17 protein-coding genes are annotated in these 22,257 nt (G+C 65.0%); 11 read left to right on the forward strand and 6 right to left on the reverse strand.

The features are described 5' to 3' along the window. Positions 1-44: 44 nt before the first annotated feature. From ACZY0Q_RS02185 to rpsA, 3 genes are all read left to right on the forward strand, one after another. Positions 45-656: a GyrI-like domain-containing protein gene (locus ACZY0Q_RS02185; RefSeq protein WP_463914162.1), complete on the forward strand. Its 612-nt coding sequence runs from the start codon at positions 45-47 to the stop codon at positions 654-656. Positions 657-734: 78 nt separating this feature from the next. Continuing rightward, positions 735-2,021, forward strand: a complete 1,287-nt coding sequence (locus ACZY0Q_RS02190) for a GNAT family N-acetyltransferase (RefSeq protein ID WP_463916218.1) — start codon at positions 735-737, stop codon at positions 2,019-2,021. 233 nt (positions 2,022-2,254) lie between these two features. Continuing rightward, the gene (gene rpsA, locus ACZY0Q_RS02195; protein WP_463914165.1) at positions 2,255-3,736 is read left to right on the forward strand and encodes a 30S ribosomal protein S1; all 1,482 of its coding nucleotides are present in this window, start codon (positions 2,255-2,257) and stop codon (positions 3,734-3,736) included. Positions 3,737-3,884: 148 nt separating this feature from the next. Here rpsA and ACZY0Q_RS02200 read toward each other — a convergent pair whose 3' ends face one another. Both ACZY0Q_RS02200 and ACZY0Q_RS02205 read right to left on the reverse strand, forming a co-directional pair. Continuing rightward, positions 3,885-4,394 carry a GNAT family N-acetyltransferase gene (locus ACZY0Q_RS02200; protein WP_463914168.1) on the reverse strand — a complete coding sequence of 170 codons (510 nt, stop codon included), beginning with the start codon at positions 4,392-4,394 and terminating at the stop codon, positions 3,885-3,887. Beyond that, the gene (locus tag ACZY0Q_RS02205) at positions 4,378-5,067 is read right to left on the reverse strand and encodes an IMPACT family protein (protein WP_463914171.1); all 690 of its coding nucleotides are present in this window, start codon (positions 5,065-5,067) and stop codon (positions 4,378-4,380) included. Before ACZY0Q_RS02205 ends, ACZY0Q_RS02200 begins: the two co-directional genes overlap by 17 nt. A gap of 154 nt (positions 5,068-5,221) precedes the next feature. Here ACZY0Q_RS02205 and coaE point away from each other — a divergent pair, with 154 nt between their 5' ends. The 4 genes from coaE to ACZY0Q_RS02225 all read left to right on the forward strand — a co-directional run bounded on the left by coaE (position 5,222) and on the right by ACZY0Q_RS02225 (position 11,454). Next, positions 5,222-6,475 (forward strand): dephospho-CoA kinase, encoded by a 1,254-nt coding sequence (gene coaE, locus ACZY0Q_RS02210; RefSeq protein WP_463914175.1) that lies wholly within the window; start codon positions 5,222-5,224, stop codon positions 6,473-6,475. 40 nt (positions 6,476-6,515) lie between these two features. Continuing rightward, positions 6,516-8,615: an excinuclease ABC subunit UvrB gene (gene uvrB / locus ACZY0Q_RS02215; RefSeq protein WP_185263563.1), complete on the forward strand. Its 2,100-nt coding sequence runs from the start codon at positions 6,516-6,518 to the stop codon at positions 8,613-8,615. Positions 8,616-8,843: 228 nt separating this feature from the next. Then, a complete protein-coding gene (locus ACZY0Q_RS02220; protein ID WP_463914178.1) occupies positions 8,844-9,872 on the forward strand; it encodes a TerC family protein in 1,029 nt (342 codons plus the stop codon). A 121-nt stretch (positions 9,873-9,993) separates the two neighbouring features. Then, complete coding sequence (locus tag ACZY0Q_RS02225) at positions 9,994-11,454, forward strand: MFS transporter (protein ID WP_463914181.1); 1,461 nt, start codon at positions 9,994-9,996, stop codon at positions 11,452-11,454. On the opposite strand, the gene ACZY0Q_RS02230 is transcribed toward ACZY0Q_RS02225, so the two are convergent. From ACZY0Q_RS02230 to ACZY0Q_RS02245, 4 genes are all read right to left on the reverse strand, one after another. Beyond that, positions 11,428-12,726, reverse strand: coding sequence for an alpha/beta fold hydrolase (locus ACZY0Q_RS02230; protein WP_463916219.1), 1,299 nt, complete (start codon positions 12,724-12,726; stop codon positions 11,428-11,430). The two genes, ACZY0Q_RS02225 and ACZY0Q_RS02230, sit on opposite strands and share 27 nt — an antisense overlap. Positions 12,727-12,805: 79 nt before the next feature. Beyond that, positions 12,806-13,306 (reverse strand): N-acetyltransferase family protein, encoded by a 501-nt coding sequence (locus ACZY0Q_RS02235; protein WP_463914184.1) that lies wholly within the window; start codon positions 13,304-13,306, stop codon positions 12,806-12,808. Positions 13,307-13,336: 30 nt separating this feature from the next. Continuing rightward, positions 13,337-14,707, reverse strand: coding sequence for a CoA transferase (locus tag ACZY0Q_RS02240; protein WP_463914186.1), 1,371 nt, complete (start codon positions 14,705-14,707; stop codon positions 13,337-13,339). A gap of 11 nt (positions 14,708-14,718) precedes the next feature. Next, the gene (locus ACZY0Q_RS02245; RefSeq protein ID WP_463914188.1) at positions 14,719-17,265 is read right to left on the reverse strand and encodes a DEAD/DEAH box helicase; all 2,547 of its coding nucleotides are present in this window, start codon (positions 17,263-17,265) and stop codon (positions 14,719-14,721) included. A gap of 97 nt (positions 17,266-17,362) precedes the next feature. Between ACZY0Q_RS02245 and ACZY0Q_RS02250 the strand changes: the two genes are divergently transcribed. The 4 genes from ACZY0Q_RS02250 to ACZY0Q_RS02265 all read left to right on the forward strand — a co-directional run bounded on the left by ACZY0Q_RS02250 (position 17,363) and on the right by ACZY0Q_RS02265 (position 22,232). Continuing rightward, positions 17,363-18,148 (forward strand): trans-aconitate 2-methyltransferase, encoded by a 786-nt coding sequence (locus tag ACZY0Q_RS02250; RefSeq protein ID WP_463914189.1) that lies wholly within the window; start codon positions 17,363-17,365, stop codon positions 18,146-18,148. A 150-nt stretch (positions 18,149-18,298) separates the two neighbouring features. Continuing rightward, positions 18,299-20,044, forward strand: coding sequence for an ABC transporter ATP-binding protein (locus ACZY0Q_RS02255; protein WP_463914192.1), 1,746 nt, complete (start codon positions 18,299-18,301; stop codon positions 20,042-20,044). Beyond that, entirely contained in the window at positions 20,041-21,855 is a 1,815-nt protein-coding gene (locus ACZY0Q_RS02260) for an ABC transporter ATP-binding protein (RefSeq protein ID WP_463914194.1), read from the forward strand. Before ACZY0Q_RS02255 ends, ACZY0Q_RS02260 begins: the two co-directional genes overlap by 4 nt. Continuing rightward, the gene (locus ACZY0Q_RS02265) at positions 21,852-22,232 is read left to right on the forward strand and encodes a GntR family transcriptional regulator (protein ID WP_463914196.1); all 381 of its coding nucleotides are present in this window, start codon (positions 21,852-21,854) and stop codon (positions 22,230-22,232) included. The genes ACZY0Q_RS02260 and ACZY0Q_RS02265 overlap by 4 nt, the downstream gene beginning before the upstream one ends. Positions 22,233-22,257: the final 25 nt, after the last annotated feature.

Below are 22,257 nucleotides of genomic sequence, written 5' to 3' on the forward strand. Positions count from 1 at the left end.
GCCTACCGGGAACGGGACTTGCGGAACGAACGGGGCGGGGCGCGATGGACAAGTACGACGTCAAGAAACAGTTCAAGGAGCTGTACGCGCCCCGGACCCGGGACTTCGACGTTGTCACCGTCCCGCCACTGAACTATCTGATGCTGGACGGGCAGGGAAATCCGGGGACGGCCCCCGCCTACGCTGACGCCCTCGAAGCACTGTACTCGGTGTCGTACGCCGTCAAGTTCGCCAGCAAGCATGCGGGCCGGGACTACGTCGTCGGGCCGTTGGAGGGCCTCTGGACTGCGGATGATCCAGACGCCTTCACCCGCGGCGAAAAGGACAGCTGGAAGTGGACCATGATGATCCAGCAGCCGGACTGGATCGGCGCCGGCGAGGTGCAGGACGGTATCGGGAAAGCGGCGGCAAAGAACGTTCCGGGGCTGGACCTGCTCCGTCTTGAGACCCTCGACGAAGGCCTTTCAGTGCAGATCCTGCACGTCGGCAGCTACGACGACGAAGCCCCCACTCTGGCCCGCCTGCACCATGACTACATGCCGGCCAACGGCTTTGGATTTGCCGGCCCGCACCATGAGGTCTACCTCAGCGACGCCCGCCGCGTGGCACCGGAAAAGCTCAAAACCATCCTTCGCCAACCCGTGCGGCGGCTCTGAGCCATTTCCTGCCGGCGCGCGCGTGTTGCTGCTGGCCAGGCGCCGGATTCATTGGTTAGGCTCGGCGGTGTGGCTGAACTGAGTGATGACTATGAAATCCGGCGCTTCGACCCGGCGGCCAAAGACGACCCTGCCTACCCGCAGTCGGTTGCGTGGATGCGGGCTGTGGCGTTCGGCTTCCACGACGTGCGCCGTTCCGATGAGCGGGTGGACAAGGGAATCGAGATGCAACGCGCCGACGGCCGGGTCATGACCGGCGTCTACCAAGCGGGAACGGTCGCAGGTCATTCACTGGGTGCCGACGTGCCGGTCGCAACGTTCGGGACCATGGTCAAGACCTTGAATATCGGATTCGGACGGCTGCTGGCCACCCGGCTGGTGACCGCGGTGACCGTCCGGACCTCACACCGCCGCCGCGGGCTGCTGCGCCGCATGATGGTCGAAGACCTGACGCTGGCCAGTAGGGACGGCTTGGCCATGGCTGCACTCACTGCCTCCGAAGCGTCCATCTACGGCCGGTTTGGATTTGGTGTGGCCACGTCCGAACAGTCCATAACGGTGGACACCACAACCAGGTTCAAGCTGAACCACACTCCTGTGGGAAGCGTCGAAGTAGCCGACCCTAAAGTCCTCCTGGACCTGGCTCCGGCGGTCTTCGACCGAAAGCACCGCCTCACGCCCGGGTCCATCGACCGCCATGAGTTCTACCGCGAGTTCATTTCCGGATCCATCAGCCGTGACGGCGGCGAGGACCCGAAGGTCAAAGTGGCGTTGCATTACGCGCCCGACGGCGAGGTAGACGGCTACGTCTCCTATAAGTTCTCCGGCTGGTCCAGCAAGCCATACACCATGGAAGTGCTTGACCTCGTGGCGGCGAACCGCGCAGCGTACCTGGAATTGTGGCAGTACCTTGGGGCCATTGACCTGGTTGAACGGGTTTCCTGCGACGAAGCCCCTGTGGATGACTCACTGGGCTGGGCGCTTGAAGATCCCCGTTGCGTCGAGACTTCGGCGGCCCGCGATATGCTCTGGCTTCGGATCCTGGATGTGCAGCGGGCCTTGGAAGCTCGCCATTACCCGGCTGACGGACGGCTCGTGCTGAAAGTGGCTGATCCGCTCGGTCTGTCGGACGGCACGTTTGCCTTGGCGGTGACGGGCGGATCCGCCGTCGTCACGGATGCGGGCACCACTGCAGCCGACCTTGAACTGGATGTGGCCTCGTTGTCGTCGATTTACCTTGGCGGCGTGCATCCGGTGACGCTGGTTGACGCGGGGAGAATCATCGAGCACGCGCCGGACGCGGCGTTCCGCGCCGCCCGGATGTTCGCCGTCGAACGCGCGCCCCACTGCCTGACGCACTTCTGAGCACCGGCGTTGCAGGCACCCCCGGCCAGGATGGTCGTAGTCATGCGCTTTGACCCCTGTTGGCCGCTGCGACTAGAATAAGTGGGCGCGTACTACGTGCACGTTTCTAAAATCCACAAATCAGGAAGACCCGGCAGGTCCTTGCGAGCTGCTGAGACCTGCGCCTGCGTTCCATAACGCGGGCGCGGTGGTTTGCCTGACCGACTAACTATCCACAACGGAGCCCCTACTACATGACCATCACCTCCACCGAGAAGCCCGGTACCCCCGTAGTCGCGATCAACGACATCGGTACCGCTGAGGACTTCCTCGCAGCAGTCGACGCCACCATCAAGTACTTCAACGACGGAGACCTCGTCGAAGGTACCGTCGTCAAGGTCGACCGCGATGAAGTTCTGCTCGACATCGGTTACAAGACCGAAGGTGTCATCCCCTCCCGCGAGCTGTCCATCAAGCACGACGTTGATCCCGGAGACGTTGTCTCCGTTGGCGATCTCGTCGAGGCCCTGGTGCTCACCAAGGAAGACAAAGAAGGCCGCCTGATCCTCTCCAAGAAGCGTGCTCAGTACGAGCGCGCCTGGGGCGACATCGAGAAGGTCAAGGAAGAAGACGGTGTTGTCACCGGTACCGTCATCGAGGTTGTCAAGGGTGGTCTTATCCTCGACATCGGTCTGCGCGGCTTCCTGCCCGCATCCCTCGTCGAGATGCGCCGTGTGCGCGACCTCGCTCCGTACATCGGTCAGAAGATCGAAGCCAAAATCATCGAGCTGGACAAGAACCGCAACAACGTTGTGCTGTCCCGCCGTGCATGGCTCGAGCAGACCCAGTCCGAGGTTCGCTCCACGTTCCTCAACAAGCTGGAAAAGGGCCAGGTCCGGCCCGGCGTCGTTTCCTCCATCGTCAACTTCGGTGCCTTCGTGGACCTGGGCGGCGTAGACGGCCTCGTTCACGTTTCCGAGCTGTCCTGGAAGCACATCGACCACCCGTCCGAGGTTGTCGAAGTTGGCCAGGAAGTCACCGTCGAGGTTCTCGAAGTCGACCTGGACCGCGAGCGTGTTTCACTGTCGCTCAAGGCTACGCAGGAAGATCCGTGGCAGACCTTCGCCCGCACCCACGCCCTCGGGCAGGTTGTTCCGGGTAAGGTCACCAAGCTCGTTCCGTTCGGTGCGTTCGTACGCGTCGAAGACGGCATCGAAGGCCTCGTGCACATCTCCGAACTGGCAGTCCGCCACGTGGAGCTGGCTGAGCAGGTTGTCTCCGTTGGTGACGAGCTGTTCGTCAAGGTCATCGACATCGACCTCGAACGCCGCCGTATCTCCCTCTCCCTCAAGCAGGCTAACGAGGGCGTTGACGCCGAGTCCACCGAATTCGATCCGGCTCTCTACGGCATGTCCGCTGAGTACGACGAAGAAGGCAACTACAAGTACCCGGAGGGCTTCGACCCGGAGTCCAACGAGTGGCTTGAAGGCTACGAGAACCAGCGCGCCGTCTGGGAGCAGCAGTACGCTGACGCCCAGACCCGCTGGGAAGCACACAAGAAGCAGGTTGCCCAGCACGCTGCAGACGACGCTGCGGCTGCAACGTCCGGTGACAGCGATTCAGGCACCACCAGCTACTCCTCGGAGCCTGCTGTAGCCGAGTCCAACACCGGTGGCGGCACGCTCGCTTCGGATGAGGCTCTTGCAGCTCTGCGCGAGAAGCTGACCGGCAACTAATTGCCACCGGTCCGGGACTTCCCGGGCCAACACAGCGGGCCCCTGCGAAAGCAGGGGCCCGCTGTGGTTAACCCACTATGTTCTACCCGCCGGGTTTAGCCGGCCACCTGACCAGCACTTAACGCTCCCAAAGGCGTGGTTCGGTACGCTACTGCGAGTCAGTTGAGAGTAGGACGGCGGCACTCACGGTGCCGCCGTCGTCGTGCGTCAGGACCGCACCGGCGGCGGTGAGGAGCCGCTGCGCGCCGATGTTTCCGGCAGTGGTGGAGGCCACCACGTTTCGCAGGCCGGCGCGTCGGGCTTCCGCCAACACCAACCGCATCGCGGCGCCGCCGATACCGTGGCCGCGATAGGTGCGGCCCAGCCAGACGCCTGTTTCCGCCGTTCCGTCGTCGATCCTTTTAAGCCTGATGGAGCCAGCAGGCTTACCGGCGCAGAGCACGGCCCAGCTCTTTTCCGAGGCCGGGCCGTCCAGGCCCGCGGCCGCGGCCCGGTGGTAGGTACGGAACCAGTTAATGCGTTCCGCGTTCCAGCCCTTCCCGTTGCCAAGTGGCGGCGTGACGTCAGCCGCGGACGCGTCCCGCTGTGCCAGTTCCAGCAGCTGCTCCAGCATGGGTTCGTCGACGTCTGCCAGGCGGACCTCAGGGGAGTGGGACATCGATCCACTCCGTCCCGTCCGGTGTGAGATCCGTCCTCCCGGCGGTGAGGGACAAGACGCGTTCGGTGGCTGCGGCGATTTCCGTGGCACCGTCAGGCACGGCCAGGCGCAGGATGGTTGCCTGCGCTCCGTAAGTGGTTTCCGCCATCACGAACCCGGCCGCCCGAAGATCGTTCTCCAGCCGTCCTGCAGCGGCGTGCGGCACCGGTGCCGAGCAGATTCGGAGCCGGCTGCGGCGGACCAACGGGGCGCGTTCCAAGGCGGCGGACACCGATTCCGAATAGGCGCGCACCAGTCCGCCTGCGCCCAGCAGGATGCCACCGAAATAGCGGACGACGACGGCACTGACGTCGCTGAGGTCCGTCACCCCCGGTGCCGTTTCCCTTTTGACGATGGCCTCAAGCATGGGGATGCCGGCGGTGCCGGAGGGCTCGCCGTCGTCATTGGAGCGTTGGATGTCCCGGTCCGGTCCCAGGACGAACGCCGAGCAGTGGTGGCGGGCGTCGTGGAACTCGCGGCGCAGGCCGGCCACCAGGTTCCGCGCAGTGTCCTCAGTGTCGGCGCGGCGCAGCACGGTGATGAACCTGGAGCGTTTGATCTCGATCTCGTGCCGGAAGTCTTGGCCCGAGGCGAGCGTGGCGTAAGTGGCGGCACGGCTGTCTTGCTCTTGCACCGCCCAAGTCTAGCGGGGCGTGGGCCCACGCCGCCGGGGTTCCCTGGCCGAGCGGAGCGAGGCGAGGGGGGCGGTGGGTGGGCCCACGCCGCCGGGGTTCCCTGGCCGAGCGGAGCGAGGCGAGGGGGGCGGTGGGGACTAGTAGGGTGGTGGGATGCTCAAGATTGGTTTGACGGGCGGCATCGCCTCGGGGAAGTCCGTGATCGCCTCACGCCTCGCCGGGCTCGGTGCGGTGCTGGTGGACGCGGATGCGCTGGCCCGGGAAGTGGTTGAGCCGGGAACGCCGGGACTGGCCCGGGTCGTGAAAGCCTTTGGACCGGACATGCTCGACGCCGGGGGCCGGCTGGACCGGGCAAGGCTCGGTTCCGTGGTGTTCGGTAACCCCTTGCAGCTGGCCGTGCTGAACGGCATCGTCCACCCCCTGGTCCGGGCCGCGGCGACGGGCATCATCGCCACGGCCCCGGCCGGCGCCATTGTGGTCCAGGATATTCCACTGCTGGTGGAGACCGGTCAAGGCAGCGGCTTCCATCTGGTCCTGGTGGTGGATGCACCCGATGACGTCAGGATCGGCCGGATGCTCGAACACCGGGGCATGACGGCCGGGGACGCCCGGTCGCGGATGGCGGCCCAGGCTTCGCGTGAGGCGCGGCTTGCTGCTGCCGACGTGGTCCTGGACAACTCCGGATCGCTGGCGGACGTGACCGCGCAGGTGGACCGGCTGTGGACGGAGCGGCTGGTCCCGTATGCGGACAATATCCGCCGCGGCGTCAGGGCGGCTAGGACCGGCACCGCGGAATTGTCTGCGCCGCAGGGGGATTGGGCGGCCCAGGCCGCACGGCTGGGATCCCGGATCAGGGCCGCGGCACCGGATGACATCCTGGCGGTGGACCATATTGGCTCCACGGCGGTGCCGGGCCTGGCAGCCAAGGACGTCATCGACCTCCAGGTCACCGTCTCGGATCTCAACGCCGCTGACCGGATCGCACCGCTGCTGGCGGCCGCGGGGTTCCCGGCCGTGCCCGGGGCCGGCTTCGACACCCCCAAACCGACGGAGCCGGATCCGGAGCAGTGGCGGAAACGCTTCCACGCCAACGCGGACCCAGGCCGCGCCGTGAACCTGCACGTCCGGGCAGCCGGATCGCCCGGGTGGCGGTACGCCCTGCTCTTCCGCGACTGGCTCCGGAACGACCCGGAAGCCGCCGCCCTCTACGGGGACCACAAGCGTGCGTTGGCCGAACTGTTTGCGGCCACAAACGGGACACGGGCTTACGCGGAGGCTAAGGAGCCGTGGTTCACGGACGAAGCCTGGCCACGCATGAAAGCGTGGGCCACGCGCGCAGGCTGGGCGCCGCCGTCGTACATCCCCCGAACTCCGCGCCCCCGGGACGGGATGTTCGCCGGTAACTGATCCGGCTTCCACTGTCGGTCCCCGGTTGTAGATTAGATGCATGAGCCTTGCCCAGGAGATCAACCGCGTTGTCGCTCCCTTTGAAGTCATCAGCGAGTTCCAGCCGGCCGGTGACCAGCCTGCCGCCATCACCGAACTGACGGAGCGGATCAGGAACGGCGAAAAGGACGTAGTCCTGCTGGGTGCCACCGGTACCGGCAAGAGCGCCACCACGGCCTGGCTCATCGAACAGGTCCAGCGGCCCACTTTGGTCATGGTTCAGAACAAGACCCTGGCCGCCCAGTTGGCCAACGAATTCCGTGAACTGCTGCCCAACAACGCAGTAGAGTACTTCGTTTCGTACTACGACTACTACCAGCCTGAGGCGTACGTGGCGCAGACGGACACCTTCATTGAGAAGGATTCGTCCGTCAATGAGGAAGTGGAGCGGCTCCGCCACTCCGCCACCAACGCCCTGCTGACCCGCCGGGACGTCATTGTGGTCGCTACGGTGTCCTGCATCTACGGCCTGGGTACGCCGGAAGAGTACATTGCCGGCATGGTCACACTGCGCAAGGGGGCGCAGATGAACCGTGACGACCTGCTCCGTAAATTCGTCTCCATGCAATACGCGCGCAATGACATGGACTTCCACCGCGGCACTTTCCGGGTCCGCGGCGACACCGTGGAGATCATCCCGATGTACGAGGAACTGGCCATCCGGATCGAATTCTTCGGAGACGAGATTGAGAACATCCATACCCTCCATCCGCTGACTGGCGAACTGATCCGGGACGAAGAGGAGATGTACGTCTTCCCGGCCTCGCACTACGTGGCCGGGCCGGAGCGGATGGGCCGGGCCATCAAGCGGATCGAGGACGAGCTCGCCGAACGCCTTGCCGTCCTGGAAGGCCAGAACAAGCTGGTGGAAGCCCAACGGCTCCGGATGCGCACCACCTACGACCTCGAAATGATGCAGCAGATGGGCTTCTGCAACGGCATCGAAAACTACTCGTCGCACATTGACGGCCGCGCCCGCGGGACCGCTCCGCACTGCCTCATCGACTACTTCCCGGACGACTTCCTGCTGGTGATCGACGAATCCCACGTCACCGTGCCGCAGATCGGCGCCATGTACGAGGGCGACATGTCCCGCAAGCGGAACCTTGTGGACTTCGGTTTCCGCCTGCCGTCGGCCATGGACAACCGCCCGCTCAAATGGGACGAATTCCTCCAACGCGTTGGCCAGACGGTCTACCTGTCAGCCACTCCCGGCAAATACGAACTGGGCAAGGCCGACGGCTTTGTGCAGCAGATCATCCGGCCCACCGGACTGATCGACCCCGAGGTGGTGGTCAAGCCCACCAAGGGCCAGATCGATGACCTGCTCGGCGAGATCAAAACCCGCACAGCAAAGAACGAACGCGTGCTGGTCACCACACTGACCAAGCGGATGGCCGAGGACCTCACCGACTACCTGCTGGGCCACGGCATCAAGGTCGAATACCTGCACTCGGACGTGGACACCCTGCGGCGGGTCGAACTGCTCCGTGAACTCCGGATGGGTGTCTTCGATGTCTTGGTGGGCATTAACCTGCTCCGGGAAGGCCTGGACCTGCCCGAGGTGTCCCTCGTGAGCATCCTGGACGCGGACAAGGAAGGCTTCCTGCGCTCGGCCACTTCCCTCATCCAGACCATCGGCCGCGCCGCCCGCAACGTCTCCGGCGAGGTCCATATGTACGCCGACCGCATCACCGACTCCATGGCCAAGGCTATCGATGAGACCAACCGTCGCCGCGCCATCCAGGTGGCCTACAACACGGAACGGGGCATCGATCCGCAGCCGCTGCGGAAAAAGATTGCCGACATTACCGACCAACTGGCCAAGGAAGACGCCGACACCCAGGAACTGCTCAACAACAACCGGCTGGCCAAGGGCGCCAAGCGTGGCAAGTCCGCGGCAAAGGGCGCAGCGCAGGTCCGCAAGGACGGCCTTGCCGCGGCACCGGCCGAAGACCTCGTGGGCCTCATCGAACAGCTGACCGAGCAGATGCATGGCGCTGCCGCCGAACTCCAGTTCGAGCTGGCCGCGCGGATCCGCGACGAGGTCAGTGACCTTAAGAAGGAGCTCCGCCAGATGCAGGCGGCCGGCCACGCCTAGGCCACGCCCGGGGCGGTGGGGGCACGCAGCGTTCGTGGCATGTTCCCGCATATGGGGGCGCCTGCTGTACAGTTAACGTCACGTAGGGGAGTATCCCGAGCGCTACGATCGTCAACACGCCAAGCACAGTTGCTTGGCCGGGCGTAGCGGGCCGCCATTTCAGCACCAAGTGCACAGGCTGGCCGGAGAGACTTACACCATTTCTCTGTACCCTGCGAAAGGCTACCTGTGCCCGAATTACCCGTGTGGTTCGAGGTCGGCTCACTTGTCGTCCTCGGACTGATCCTCCTCATTGACCTTCTGCTGGTCGTCCGGCGCCCCCATGAACCTTCCATGAAGGAAGCCGGCCTGTGGGTTGCGTTCTACGTCTCCCTTGCCCTGCTGTTCGCCGGGGCCATGTTCTTCTTTACCGGTGCCGAGTTCGGCGGCCAGTTCGTGGCCGGCTGGGTTACTGAATACAGCCTCAGCATCGACAACTTGTTTGTCTTCATCATCATCATGGCCCGCTTCTCCGTGCCCCGTAAGTACCAGCAGGAAGTCCTGATGGTGGGCATCATCATCGCCCTGATCCTCCGCGGCATCTTCATCCTCCTCGGCGCCATCGTGATCGAGCAGTTCAGCTGGGTGTTCTACATCTTCGGCGCGTTCCTGCTCTGGACTGCCTGGAAGCAGGCCCAGGATGAAGGTGAGGACGAAGAGGACAAGGAAAACCCGCTCATCGCCGGGATCCGCAAGATCATCCCCATGTCGGAGAAGTTCGACGGCGGCAAGCTGCGCACCACGGTGGACGGCAAAAAGGTCTTCACCCCCATGTTGGTTGTGTTCATCACCATCGGCATGACCGACCTCCTCTTCGCAGTGGACTCGATTCCCGCGATCTTCGGCCTGACGCAGAGCCCGTTCATCGTCTTCACAGCCAACCTGTTCGCCCTGATGGGCCTGCGCCAGCTGTACTTCCTGCTGGGTGGCCTGATGAACCGCCTGATCTACCTGAAGCACGCGCTGTCCTTCATCCTGGCGTTCATCGGTGTGAAGCTGGTGCTGCACGCCATGCACGTGAACGAACTGCCGTTCATCAACGGCGGGAACCACATCGAATGGGCCCCGGAGATTCCGACATTTGTCTCCCTGGCCGTCATCGTGGGCACCATCATCGTTGCCGTGGTTGCCAGCCTCCTGAGCTCCAAAGCCAAGACGGCCCACCTGGATCCCCGCCTCGAGGAAGACGCCAGGAAGAGCCACAGCGACGCCGAGTAAGTTGTACCCGCGTTTCCTTGACGCACCCAGCATTTTCGCTGACCCCGGCCGTACTTCGGCCGGGGTCAGCGGCGTTAAGGAATCCCTGCGTTGGCGGCCAGGGGAGGACTATGCTCGGAGCATGGCCCGCATCCTCATAACGGAAAGTGGAGTGCGCCAGGTGCAACGGCGCACTGTGGTGCTGCTGAGTGCGGCCCAGGTTTTTGGTGGCATCGGCACTGGAGCCACGGTTTCCATTGGTTCCATCCTGGCCGTGGAGCTTTCAGGTTCCAGCGCGTGGGCGGGAGCCGTGGCCACAGTAATGACCTTAGGGGCGGCGCTGACAGCCCTGCCCCTCGCTTCGCTGGCGGACCGTCGGGGCCGCCGGGCCGGGCAGGTCACGGGGCTTTCAGCCGCCCTGGCCGGCACAGTTCTGATTGTTCTTTCGGTGGTGTCCGGCTTGTTCGTCCTGCTGGTGCTGGGGGCCGTGGGCATCGGGGTGGGCACCGCGGCCAGCCTGCAGGCACGCTTCGCCGCCGTCGACCTTGCGGATGCTGAACACCGCGGCCGGGCGCTGTCAGCTGTTGTGTGGGCTGTGACGGTGGGCGCCGTGGCCGGCCCCAATCTGATCCAGCCTGGCACCGTTGTGGGCCTGGCCCTCGGCCTGCCGCCCGTCGCCGGACCGTTCGTGATCTCCGCAGCTGGACTACTGCTGGCGATCGTGCTGCTCTTCGCCGGCCTCAGGCCCGACCCGCTCCTGCTCGCCCGGGAAATCGCCGCCCGGGACCTCGCTGAACAGGAACCCGGCGCCCAGGACCTCGGCGCCCAGGAATCAGCCGCCCCTCCGGCTGGCGGGAAGACTCAGGCCACGCCGCCAGGTACGGCAACCCAGCAAGGCGGCCCCGCGCGGAGCGCAGCCGGGGGATCGCTGATCCGCGGCCTGCGGGCCATCCGCCACTCCAGGGCGGCCTGGCTGGCGCTTGCCGCCGTCGTCGGAGCGCACGCAGTGATGGTGGGCGTGATGTCCATGACCCCGCTGCACTTGCAGGAACTCGTGGCCGGACCGGGTTCCACCCATGCCGGCCACGCCGCCTCCGGCGATGTCCTGGTGATTATCGGCTTCACCATCTCCCTGCATATAGCCGGTATGTTCGCGTTGTCGCCCGTTATGGGCTGGCTGACTGACAAGGCAGGCAGGACTGAGACGATCATCATCGGCTTCGCCACGCTCATCGCGGCCGTCGCCGTCGCAGGGTTTGGCCAGACATCAACAGTGGCGGTTGCCGTGGGACTTGTCCTGCTGGGCATTGGCTGGTCTGCGGCCACGATTTCCGGCTCCACGCTGCTGGCGGAGAGCGTTAGCCAGGAGTCCCGTGTGGTGGTCCAGGGTGTGTCGGACATGCTGATGGGCGCCGCCGGCGCAGTGGGCGGGGCAACCTCCGGCCTGATCCTCGGCTGGGCCGGCTACCTGGGACTGAACATGGCAGGCGGCCTGGTGGGAGCCGCCGTGCTGACTGCAGCCGTCATGGTCCTTGTGGCGCGTCGCCGCAGCCCCACCGCCGGCACAGCCACCCGTTCAGTTGGCGGCCCTGCTGCCCGCTGAGCCGGCAACCGAGCGCACCATCCCCAGCAGACGACCGAAAATGGCCTCGCCGTCGTCGGCGATGCCGTCATGGTGGAAGTCGGCTGTCTCCCATACCTGGAGTCCGTGCACGGCAGCTGCCGTTTCCAGGGACAAATCGCGGTCCACGTAAATGTCGTCGCGGTAGACCGCGGCGGCTGCCGGAACGCTGTTCGCGGCCAGCTGCGTAGGGTCATACAGGGGCTTCCAGTCCGGCTTGGCAGCCAGCAGATGGGCCACCTGCCTCAGGGGCACCAAGGCGGCGTCCTGCTCGAAATACCACGGGTACACCATCTCGCCAGTCAGCAGCAACGGCTCCGCATCCGGGCGGAATGCCGGATTTTCCTGCAGCACCCGCCAGGCAGCCCAGTCGGTGGCCTGTCCCTGACCGTAGATGGACTCATGCAGCAGGGCGTAGAGCGGGTTCGCCAGTCGGGACACGATGCCCTGGACCTGCTCGAGGAAGGCATCCGAGAGCCTGTTCCCGTGCGGTGTCTCGGTGAAGGCGTCCTCCAGCAGGTAGTGCAGGCCGTCCACGCGCGTGTTTCCGCCCAGGAAGGAGCCCACCATCTGGAACCGTTCCGGCGTGAGCCGGTCGCCGTCGGGAAGGAACTCCTCGGTCTGCCGAAGATGCGATGCGATTGCGTTCACTGTCCGCCGGTCCTCCGGATACCAGCTGAAGTATTCGGTGTTGCGTGCCGCAACCCGCGCGAACGTGGAGCGGTAGACGTCGTCGGCGTGGCCGGCAAGCGGCGCCAACCCGCCCGTGATGAGGGCTTCCTTCAGCCCGTCCGGGGCAAAGGACAGGTACGTCAGCGCGCAGAATCCGCCATAGCTTTGGCCGTAGATGCTCCAGGGGCCGGAGCCGAGCGCCGCCCGGATGAGTTCCGCGTCGGACACGATGGAATCGGCACGGAAATGCTCAAGGTACGCAGCCTGTGCCTCGACCGTTCCACGCGCGGGCAGCGTGTTCCGGTCAAGGGGAGTCGAAAGCCCGGTGCCGCGCTGGTCCAACATCAGGATCCGGAAGTGCCGGGCCGCCGCCTTGTTCCAGCCGCTCAGCGAAGCCAGCCGGTTGCCGCGGCCGCCCGGGCCGCCCTGGAGGAAGAGAAGCCAGGGAAGCGCTTCGGCTTCAGCCTGGGTGTGGGCCGACGAGACGTACTCACGGGCGAAGACGGTGATAGTCTCGCCGTCGCCGCTTTCTGGCGCGAAGTGGTCCAGGGGAACGGTGAAGTAGTGCTCGGCGGTGCGCATGCCCCGGAATTCGTGCCTGGCCTTCACAAAATGCGGAGCAGGGGTCCGCGTCTGCGTGGTTTGGGCGGAAGCGTCGCGCTCAGCCACGGATGGACGCTGCCGTCCTGGTGCCAAAGCTCTCCAGCGCGTCGCCGGTCAGCCGGAACGTGGACCAGCCATCCAGGGGACGGGCGCCGAGGCTGCGGTAAAAGTTGATGGACGGCTCGTTCCAGTCCAGGACGCTCCACTCCACCCGGGCGTAGCCGTTCTCGACGGCGGTGGCAGCCAGGTGCTTCAGCAGCGCCTTGCCGTGGCCCTCGCCTCGGGCGTCCGGGCTGACGTAGAGGTCCTCCAGGTAGATGCCGTGTACGCCTTCCCACGTGGAGTAGTTCAGGAACCAAAGGGCAAACCCCTGGACCTCGCCCGCACTGTTCTCGGCCATCGTGGCAAACACGCGCGGGTTCTCGCCGAACAGGGCCCCGGCCAGCATTTCCGGGGTATTGCGGACCGCGTCCGGCTCCTTCTCGTAGATCGCCAGTTCGTGGATCATCTGGAGGATGGAGGGGACGTCTTGGCGGGTGGCGGGGCGGATTACACTCATGGTCCGAGTTTACTAGCGGGGCCGTGATCGCTACTGCCAGCGAAGCTGGGATGTCCCGTAGCGGACGGGACCCTTGGTGTACTCAAGCGGCACACCGTCCACCATGATGGGCGGCCCGACATACCGCAGGCGGCCGTAGGGGCTGTCCATCACGCGGAAGTCCGGTTCGGAAAGGGAAGCACCGTGGCCGGCCAATGCGGGGAGCCGGAACAGTTCTTCAGCGGTGCGTGCCAGGGAAAGCCGGGCCGCGCCGCCGCGTCCGTTTCGGAGCCGTTCGGCCAGCAAGGCAAGTGCTGCCGCCGCCAGGCCATATCCGGTGGCATGGTCCAGTGCCTGCACTGGCAGCGCCCCAGGTTGCCACCCGTCATCAGTGGTCCGGCCGTACCGTTCGGATATGCCGCAGGCGGCCTGCACCAGGCTGTCGAAACCGCGCCGTGCCTTCCAGGGACCGCCGCTACCCCACGCGCTGAGGGTGACTATCACGAGGTCGGGCCGTGCCTGCAGCAGCGCGTCGGGCGCCAGTCCGAAGCGGTGCAGCGCGCCGTCTCGGTAACCCATAACCACCACGTCGGCGGACTCAAGGAGACCCCTGATTGTGTCCAAGGCCTCCGGATCCCGGAGGTCCGCCTCCGCGCTTCGCTTATCAAAGCCGGAGTCAATGAACGCGTCGCTCAATTCCGGAAGCTGGGGCGGGTCGATGCGCAGCACGTCAGCACCCAGCGCGCCCAGGAGGCGGGTGGCCGTGGGACCGGCAATGACGCGCGTCAGGTCCAGCACCCTGAGCCCGGTCAGGGTGTGGCGCGGCACAGCCCCTGGAACCCACCGGGGGAGCTGCCGACTTTCACTGGCGTCCGCCGCTGGACGGGAGACGCTGATCCATGGCCCGGCGCCAGCCGCCTCATACATTGGGGTCGCGTTCCACTCCTCCCGCATGCGCACGGCAGCAGCGACGCCGTTCTTAGCCGTGATGGCGTCCTCGGCTGCCAGTGACGTCATGCCTAGAAGAGCGGTTTCCACATCCTGTGGCGTGCTCACGGAGAGTGCAGCCATCAGCCGGGCTGCGTGATGGGGATAGTTGGCGTGCAGACGGATCCAGCCGTCCGACGTGCGCCGAAAGCCGGACGTCGGAGCAAATCCTTCGGGCTTCCCGCCCGCGATCCGCAGGTGGCCGAGCGAATCGAAGGACGCTGCCGTGGCTCCGGATGCCAACGAGTACCTCCCGGGCACACCCACCAAGGCGTTCAGCGACGTCGCTGCTGCCTGGACCGCTCCCAAGGCCAGCCCCTCGACGTCCAGCGGGCCGTTCCACCACTGCCGTGGACCGTCGGCGGGCGCCACTGGCTGGGCCTTCAGGGCTTCCAAAACCCGAAGGCTGCCCGTCAGGTCGGGAACGGAGTCCACGGGGTCACAGCCTAGAGCCGGTTGACGTCGGTGACCCGGACCACTGCCGTCCCGGATTCGTCGGAAGCCGCCAGGTCCACTTCTGCGGAGATGCCCCAGTCATGGTTGCGGGCCGGATCGTCGAAAATCTGCCGGACCTTCCACAGCCCGGGCTCTTCGGTGATCATCAGGAGCCCGGGGCCGCGGGCATCAGGGCCGGTGCCAATATCGTTGTGTTCGTCGAAGTAGTCGTCCAGGATGTCTTCCCAGCGGTCGGCACCCCAGCCTGCGCCGCCGTCGAGCTCGCCCAGGGCTGCCGCGTTTTCGTCCGCGAACAGTTCCACGCGGCGGAACATCTCGTTGCGGACCATCACACGGAAAGCACGGATGTTGGACGTCAGCGACGGCGGCGGGGGAGGCGGAGCGTCGTGCGGGGTGGGCATCGCGCCGGACGTCAGCTCCTCCCATTCGTCCAGGAGGCTGGAGTCCACCTGCCGCACCAGTTCGCCAAGCCAGGCGATGAGGTCCTCGAGGTCCTCCCGGAGCATGTCCTGCGGCACGGTCTGGCGCAGCGCCTTGAAGCAGTCGGCGAGGTAGCGCAGCACGATTCCCTCGGAGCGGGCCAGCCCGTAGAACTGGACGAACTCGCCGAAGTTCATTGCACGCTCGTACATGTCGCGGACCACGGACTTGGGCGCCAGTTCAAAGTCCCCCACCCACGGCGCGGCCTTGCGGTAAACCTCGAACGCTTCGCCCAGGAGTTCCGCGAGTGGCTGCGGATAGGTGACGTCCTCCAGCATGGCCATCCGCTGGTCATACTCGATGCCGTCAGCCTTCATCGCGGCAATCGCTTCCCCGCGGGCCTTCTTCTGCTGGGCGGAAAGGATCTGGCGGGGCTTTTCCAGGGTCGCTTCGATCACGGACACCACGTCCAGGGCGTACGACGGCGAGTCCGGGTCAAGCAGCTCCAGCGCCGCCAGTGCAAACGGCGAGAGCGGCTGGTTCAGGGCAAAATTGGCCTGCAGGTGGACGGTGAGCCGGACTGTCCTGCCGTCGTGGCCCTGCTCTTCTGCCGGGATACGCTCCACCACCTCGGCGGCGAGGAGTTCGCGGTAGATTCCCAGGGCTTTTTTCATCAGCCGCAGCTGCGAGGCCCGGGTCTCGTGGTTTTCGGTGAGCAGCCGTCGGGCCGCCGTGAACGGGTCGCCGGGCCGTTCCATCAGGTTCATCAGCATCGAATGCGTCACGCTGAAACTTGAGGTCAAAGGATCGGGCACGGATTCCACCAGGCGCTTGAAGGTGGGTTCACCCCAGGAAACGAAGCCCTCCGGCGGCTTCTTCTTGACCACCTGGCGGAGCTTCTTCTGGTCATCACCAAACTTGGCGGTGGCCTTGGCCATAGCCTTCACGTTTTCGATCACGTGCTCCGGCGCTTGGACTACCACTGTCCCGGCGGTGTCATACCCGGCGCGGCCAGCCCGTCCGGCAATCTGGTGGAACTCCCGGGAGTTAAGCGGGCGGGTGCGGACGCCGTCGTACTTGCTCAGCGCGGTGAGCAAAACAGTGCGGATGGGCACATTGATGCCGACGCCCAGCGTGTCCGTACCGCAGATCACCTTAAGCAGGCCCGCCTGGGCGAGCTGTTCCACCAGCCGCCGGTACTTCGGCAGCATACCGGCGTGATGGACGCCGATACCGTGCCGGACCAGCCTGTTGAGCGTCTTGCCGAAGCCTGCGGCGAAACGGAAGTTCGCGATCAGCTCGGCGATCTTGTCTTTTTCCTCGCGGGTGCACACGTTGATGCTCATCAGCGTCTGGGCCCGGTCAATGGCCTCGATCTGGCTGAAGTGCACCACGTAGACGGGCACCTGGCGCGTGGAGAGGAGTTCCTCGAGCGTTTCGTGGACCGGTGTCTGGTGGTAGTAGTAGTGCAGCGGAATGGGACGCTCGGCTGAACTGACCGTGGTGGTGGGCCGTCCCGTGAGCTCGGTGATGCCGGTCTCGAACCGGCTGACGTCACCCAGGGTGGCGGACATCAGGAGGAACTGGGCCTGGGGCAGCTCCAGTAGCGGGACCTGCCAAGCCCAGCCACGCTGGGGGTCGGAGTAGAAATGGAATTCGTCCATGATGACCGCCCCGAGTTCGGCGGAGGTCCCTTCGCGGAGGGCGATGTTCGCGAGGATTTCTGCCGTGCAGCAGATGATCGGCGCGTTCTGGTTGACGCCTGAGTCGCCGGTGATCATGCCAACGTTTTCTGCGCCGAAGATGTCGCACAGCGCAAAGAACTTCTCGGAGACCAGCGCCTTGATGGGCGCGGTGTAGTAACTGCGCTGGCCCCTCGCCATGGCCTGGAAGTGCGCGGCGATGGCCACCAGCGATTTGCCGGAACCGGTCGGTGTGGCGAGGATGACGTTGGCGCCGGTGGCGAGCTCCATGATGGCCTCGTCCTGGGCAGCGTACAACTCCAGGCCCCGGCTTTCGGTCCACTCCAGGAATTGGGTGTACAGGGCGTCCGGGTCGATGCCTGCGCCGGAGGGGTTTGTGGCGGGCAGGACAGGCAGCTGGTCAACGAGTTTCATTGATTTCCAGCTTAGTGCCCAGCCGGTGCCTGATATCCGGGCGGGCCCGGGTTAGGCTCGCGGTACTGCCAGACAGCACCCGGCGATGGAGGTAACTGTGAAGTGGGACCCCGTAAAGTACGTCCAGTTCGGCGACTACCGCGACCGGCCCTTTTTCGACCTGACGGGCCGGATCCAGGCGGACCGGCCGCAGCACGTTGTGGATCTGGGCTGTGGTCCGGGGAACCTCACGGCGACGCTCGCCCGGAGATGGCCGGAAGCGAAAGTGGTGGGGATCGATTCGTCCGGGGAGATGCTGGACAAGGCTGAGGTCCAGGCCGGGAAGCATTCGGGCCTCAGCTTCGGGCTGGCGGATATCGCAGACTGGACACCTCCGGCTGAAACCGACGTGGTGGTCACTAACGCCGCACTTCAGTGGGTGCCGGGCCATCCGGAAATGCTGGCAGGCTGGCTGGCGGCGCTCAAGCCCGGTGCCTGGTTCGCCATGCAGGTGCCCGGTAATTTTAACGCCCCGTCCCATGCCCTGATGCGGGACCTCGCAGGTTCCACCCGATGGTCTCCCCGGCTCGACGGCGTTCTTCGCGGTGGAGAATCCGTGGGGGAGCCCACAGATTACCTCCGCCTCATGCTGGACGCGGGCTGTACAGCAGATGCCTGGGAAACCACGTACCAGCAGGTCCTCACGGGGGCGGACCCGGTGCTGAACTGGGTGCGCGGCACGGCGTTGCGCCCGGTCGTGGCGGCCCTTTCAGCCGAGGACGGCTGCGCCTTTGAAGCTGAGTATGCGGCAGCCCTGCGGGCCGCGTACCCGGAAACGGTCCACGGCACGGTGTTTCCCTTCCGGCGGATCTTTGCCGTAGCGCAAAAGAAAACCAGCACATAAACTCCATTCGTTTGAAGTTCTCGACATGGTCGGTAATGCCCTATGACTAAGAAGAGAATGTGATGCTGGTTACAATGGCGCAAGCGGCTTCTGGGGATGGCAAAACGGCCGAACCCTCATCAGCCTCCCAAAGCCCGTCCTGGAGGTGCGATGCTTTTCGGCTTAATGGCCCGGCTTCTGGCTGGCCATAAGGGTGCCGTAGCCGCGATCGTTGCTCTCCAGCTCGTCCAGACCGCAGGCAACCTGCTCCTGCCCACCATTAACGCTGCCATCATCGACGACGGCATCGTGGCCGGGAACACTCCGGAAATCTTCCGCTTGGGCACTGTGATGGCTTTGATCGCAGCGGTCCAGGCGGCGGCGGCCATCGCCGCGGGCTACTTCGGGGCAGTGGTGGCCATGAAGATCGGGCACCGGTTGCGCGGCGAGCTCTTCACCAGGATCCAGTCGCTTTCTTCCCAGGAAGTAGCAGCCTTCGGCACACAAAGCCTTGTCACCAGGGCCACCAACGACACCCAGCAGATCCAGTCGTTCGCCGTCCTGGTTTTCACAATGTTGGTGGCGGCGCCGGTCATGGCGGCCGGGGGCGTCCTGCTGGCCTGGCAGCAGGACAAGGTGCTTTCAAGCGTCGTAATCGTCATCATGCCCATCCTGTTGCTGATCATGTATCTCATCGTCCGGCGCCTGGTACCCCTTTACCGGCAGGGGCAGGAACTCCTGGACCGGACGGGGGAGATCCTGCGGGAGCAGATCATCGGCGCGAATGTGATCCGGGCCTTCGTCCGGCAGGGACACGAAACACGCCGGTTTGCCAAGACCAACAGCAGCCTCACCGGCAACAACCTTCAGTCCTCGCTGCTCGTTGCCGGGATGCTGCCGCTGATCATGATTGTGGTTAACCTGTCATCAGTGGCCGTGGTGTGGTTCGGTGGCCACCGGGTTTACGACGGCGGGATGAAGATCGGTGCCCTCACGGCCTTTATCGCCTACATCCTGCAGATTCTCCTGGCAATCATGATGGCCATGTACGTTTTTATGACGGCTCCGCGGGCCGCCGCTTGCGCTGAACGGCTGAGTGCCGTGCTCGACGCAACACCGTCCGTCCAGGACTACAAGACGCCCCCTGGGACCAGCCATGGTGGCATCTTGGACGGTGCCAGCGTAGCTTTCAGGAACGTCAGTTTTTCCTACCCCGGCGCCGAGAATCCAGTATTGGAAGACATCTGCTTCACGGCCGGACCAGGAACCACTGTTGCCATCGTCGGCTCAACGGGGAGCGGTAAATCGACCCTCCTGAGCCTGGTGCCCCGGTTCCTGGACTCCACGGCCGGAACCATCAGCATCGGCGGCCGGAACATCTGTTCCATGCCCTTGGACGACCTCCGCAGGACCATGGCGGTGGTGCCGCAAAGATCGCATCTTTTCTCTGGAACCATTGCCGACAACTTGCGCGTGGCAGCTCCGGAAGCATCCGACGGCCAGCTATGGGAAGCCATGGAGACAGCCCAGGCCGCCGGCTTCGTCCGTGCGCTGCCGCTGGGTATGGAGACAAAGGTCGGGCAGGAAGGAACCACCCTCTCCGGCGGCCAGCGGCAGCGCCTCTGCATTGCGCGTGCCCTCCTGCGGAAAGTCCCCGTCTACCTATTTGACGACAGCTTTTCCGCGCTGGACTTCGCCACCGAGGCCCGGGTCCGGGATGCCCTGGAGCTTGCCCTTGACGGCGCAGTGGTCATTGTCGTGGCGGAGCGGATCTCCACCGTTGCCGGCGCCGGCCAGATCCTGGTACTCGACGACGGCAGGTTGGTTGCAGCGGGGACGCACCTGCAGCTGCTGGAGACATCTGCCACCTACCGGGAAATCGCCGAGTCCCAACTGGCTCTGGACGACGCGCCATGACACCTTCGCCCGGCACCGGGGCGGCGCCCGACGGCTTCTGGCCCACAGCACGCCGTCTCCTTGCGTTGCTGCGCCCGTCACGGGGCCGGATGCTGGGTGCCGTTGCGGCCACCTGCGCTTTTGTTGTCCTCAATGTCGCGGCGCCGAACTACCTCGGTGATGCCACCGATGTGGTGGTGGATGGGGTCTCCAGCGGAGTGCTCGACGGGCAACGGCTGGGGATCCTGCTGGCCGCCGTTGCTGCGATGTACGTTGGTGCTTCCCTGTTCAACTGGATTCAGGGAGCCGTGACGGCCAGCGCGGTGCACGGCCTGATGTATAGCCTCCGGGCATCGGTCCAGGCAAAGCTGCACCGGCTTCCTTCCACGTTCTTCCAGACGCAGTCCAGGGGCGACGTCCTGAGCCGCGTCACCAACGACATCGACAATATTTCGCAAGCGCTCAGCCAGGTCCTCACGCAGCTGATCATGTCTGTCCTAATGCTGTGCGGCGCCCTGGCCATGATGCTGTGGATCTCGCCGCTCCTGGCACTTATCGCCCTTGTTTCAGTGCCGCTGTCCACGCTGATCACCTTTATGGTGGCCCGGAAATCCCAAGCACATTTTGCCCGCCAGTGGACCGAAACAGGTGAATTGAACGCCCACGTGGAGGAGTTTGTCACCGGGCACGAGGTCATTAAGGCCTTCGGGTACCAGGACCAGGCGGCGGCAGCCTTCAAGGCAAGCAACGACCGCCTTGCCCGTGCATCGGCACGTGCCCAATATTCATCGGGCATTGTCCAGCCGTTGATGGTCCTTATTGCCAATGTCAACTACATCGCCGTGGCGGTGGTGGGGGCGCTCCAGGTCACCACCGGGGCGATGACCATCGGCGGGATCCAGGCGTTTATCCAGTTCAGCCGGCTTTTCACCCAGCCTGTGGGCCAGATCGGCGGCATGCTCAACGTCATCCAGTCCTGCGTGGCGTCGGCGCGCCGCGTGTTCGACTTGCTCGATGGGGAGGAAATACCTGCTGAACGTGAAAGTAGCGGCCACCAAGCCGGTCCGGGCGGCCGGATTGTGTTCAGCGATGTCACTTTCGGCTATGTCCGGGCTGACCCGGTGGTCCGTGGACTCTCGTTCGCGGTGGAACCGGGTCAGACTGTCGCAATTGTCGGCCATACGGGCGCCGGCAAGACCACCGTTGTTAATCTCCTCATGCGGTTCTATGAGGTCGACGCCGGCAGGATCACCATTGGAGGTACCAACATCGCCGACATTCCGCGGGACGTCCTGCGTGAGGGGTTCGGGGTGGTGCTCCAGGATGCGTGGCTGTTTTCCGGCACCATCAGGGAGAACATCGAATACGGCCGGCCGGGGGCAACAGAAGCGGAGGTTACCGCGGCAGCAGAGGCGAGCCACGTGGATCACGTCATCAGGTCGCTGCCCGCCGGATACGACACCCTGCTGGGCAACGGCGGAGAGCCGCTCAGCCAGGGCCAGCGCCAACTGATATCCATCGCCCGGGCACAGTTGGCGGACCGCGCCGTCCTGGTCCTGGACGAGGCGACGAGTTCGGTGGATTCCCGGACCGAGGTCCTGATCCGCCAGGCAACGCGGAGGCTGCGCCGAGGAAAAACCAGCTTTGTCATCGCCCACCGTTTGTCCACGGTTCGGGACGCTGATCTAATTCTGGTCATGGATCACGGACGCATTGCAGAGCAGGGAACCCATCGAAGCCTCCTGGCAGGCAACGGCCGCTATGCGCGGCTCTACAACGCGCAGTTCGCCGGACGTGCGGGCCGCGCCGGCACGTTGGAGGCCGGACGATGACCTCGGGCGGCCCGTTCCCCGGCACCTGGAAGCCCAATCAGTCGAGCACGGTGCCACTGTTTGAACAGCTGCGCCTCCACGTGATCCGCCTTGCGGACAGTGGCGCCCTTCCTCCGGGTACCAAGCTGCCTGCGGTGCGGACACTGGCGGGGCTGCTCGACGTCGCGCCCCACACCGTTGCCCGGGCGTTCAAGGAGCTGGAGGCAGCCGGTGTGGTGGCCACGAAGGGCAGGAACGGCACTGTGGTGTGCGCGCGTGATGAGCGGGAGGATGCGCTGTCCCTTGCCGCCAACTCGTATGCGTCGGTGGCCAAGGCACAAGGTGCCACCTTTGCCGAAGCAGTCAAGCTGCTGGCAGCAGCCTACGACGCCAGCTAGCCGGACCCCGCATGGATATTCGAAG

It is taken from the genome of Pseudarthrobacter lactosi, from assembly GCF_055412785.1.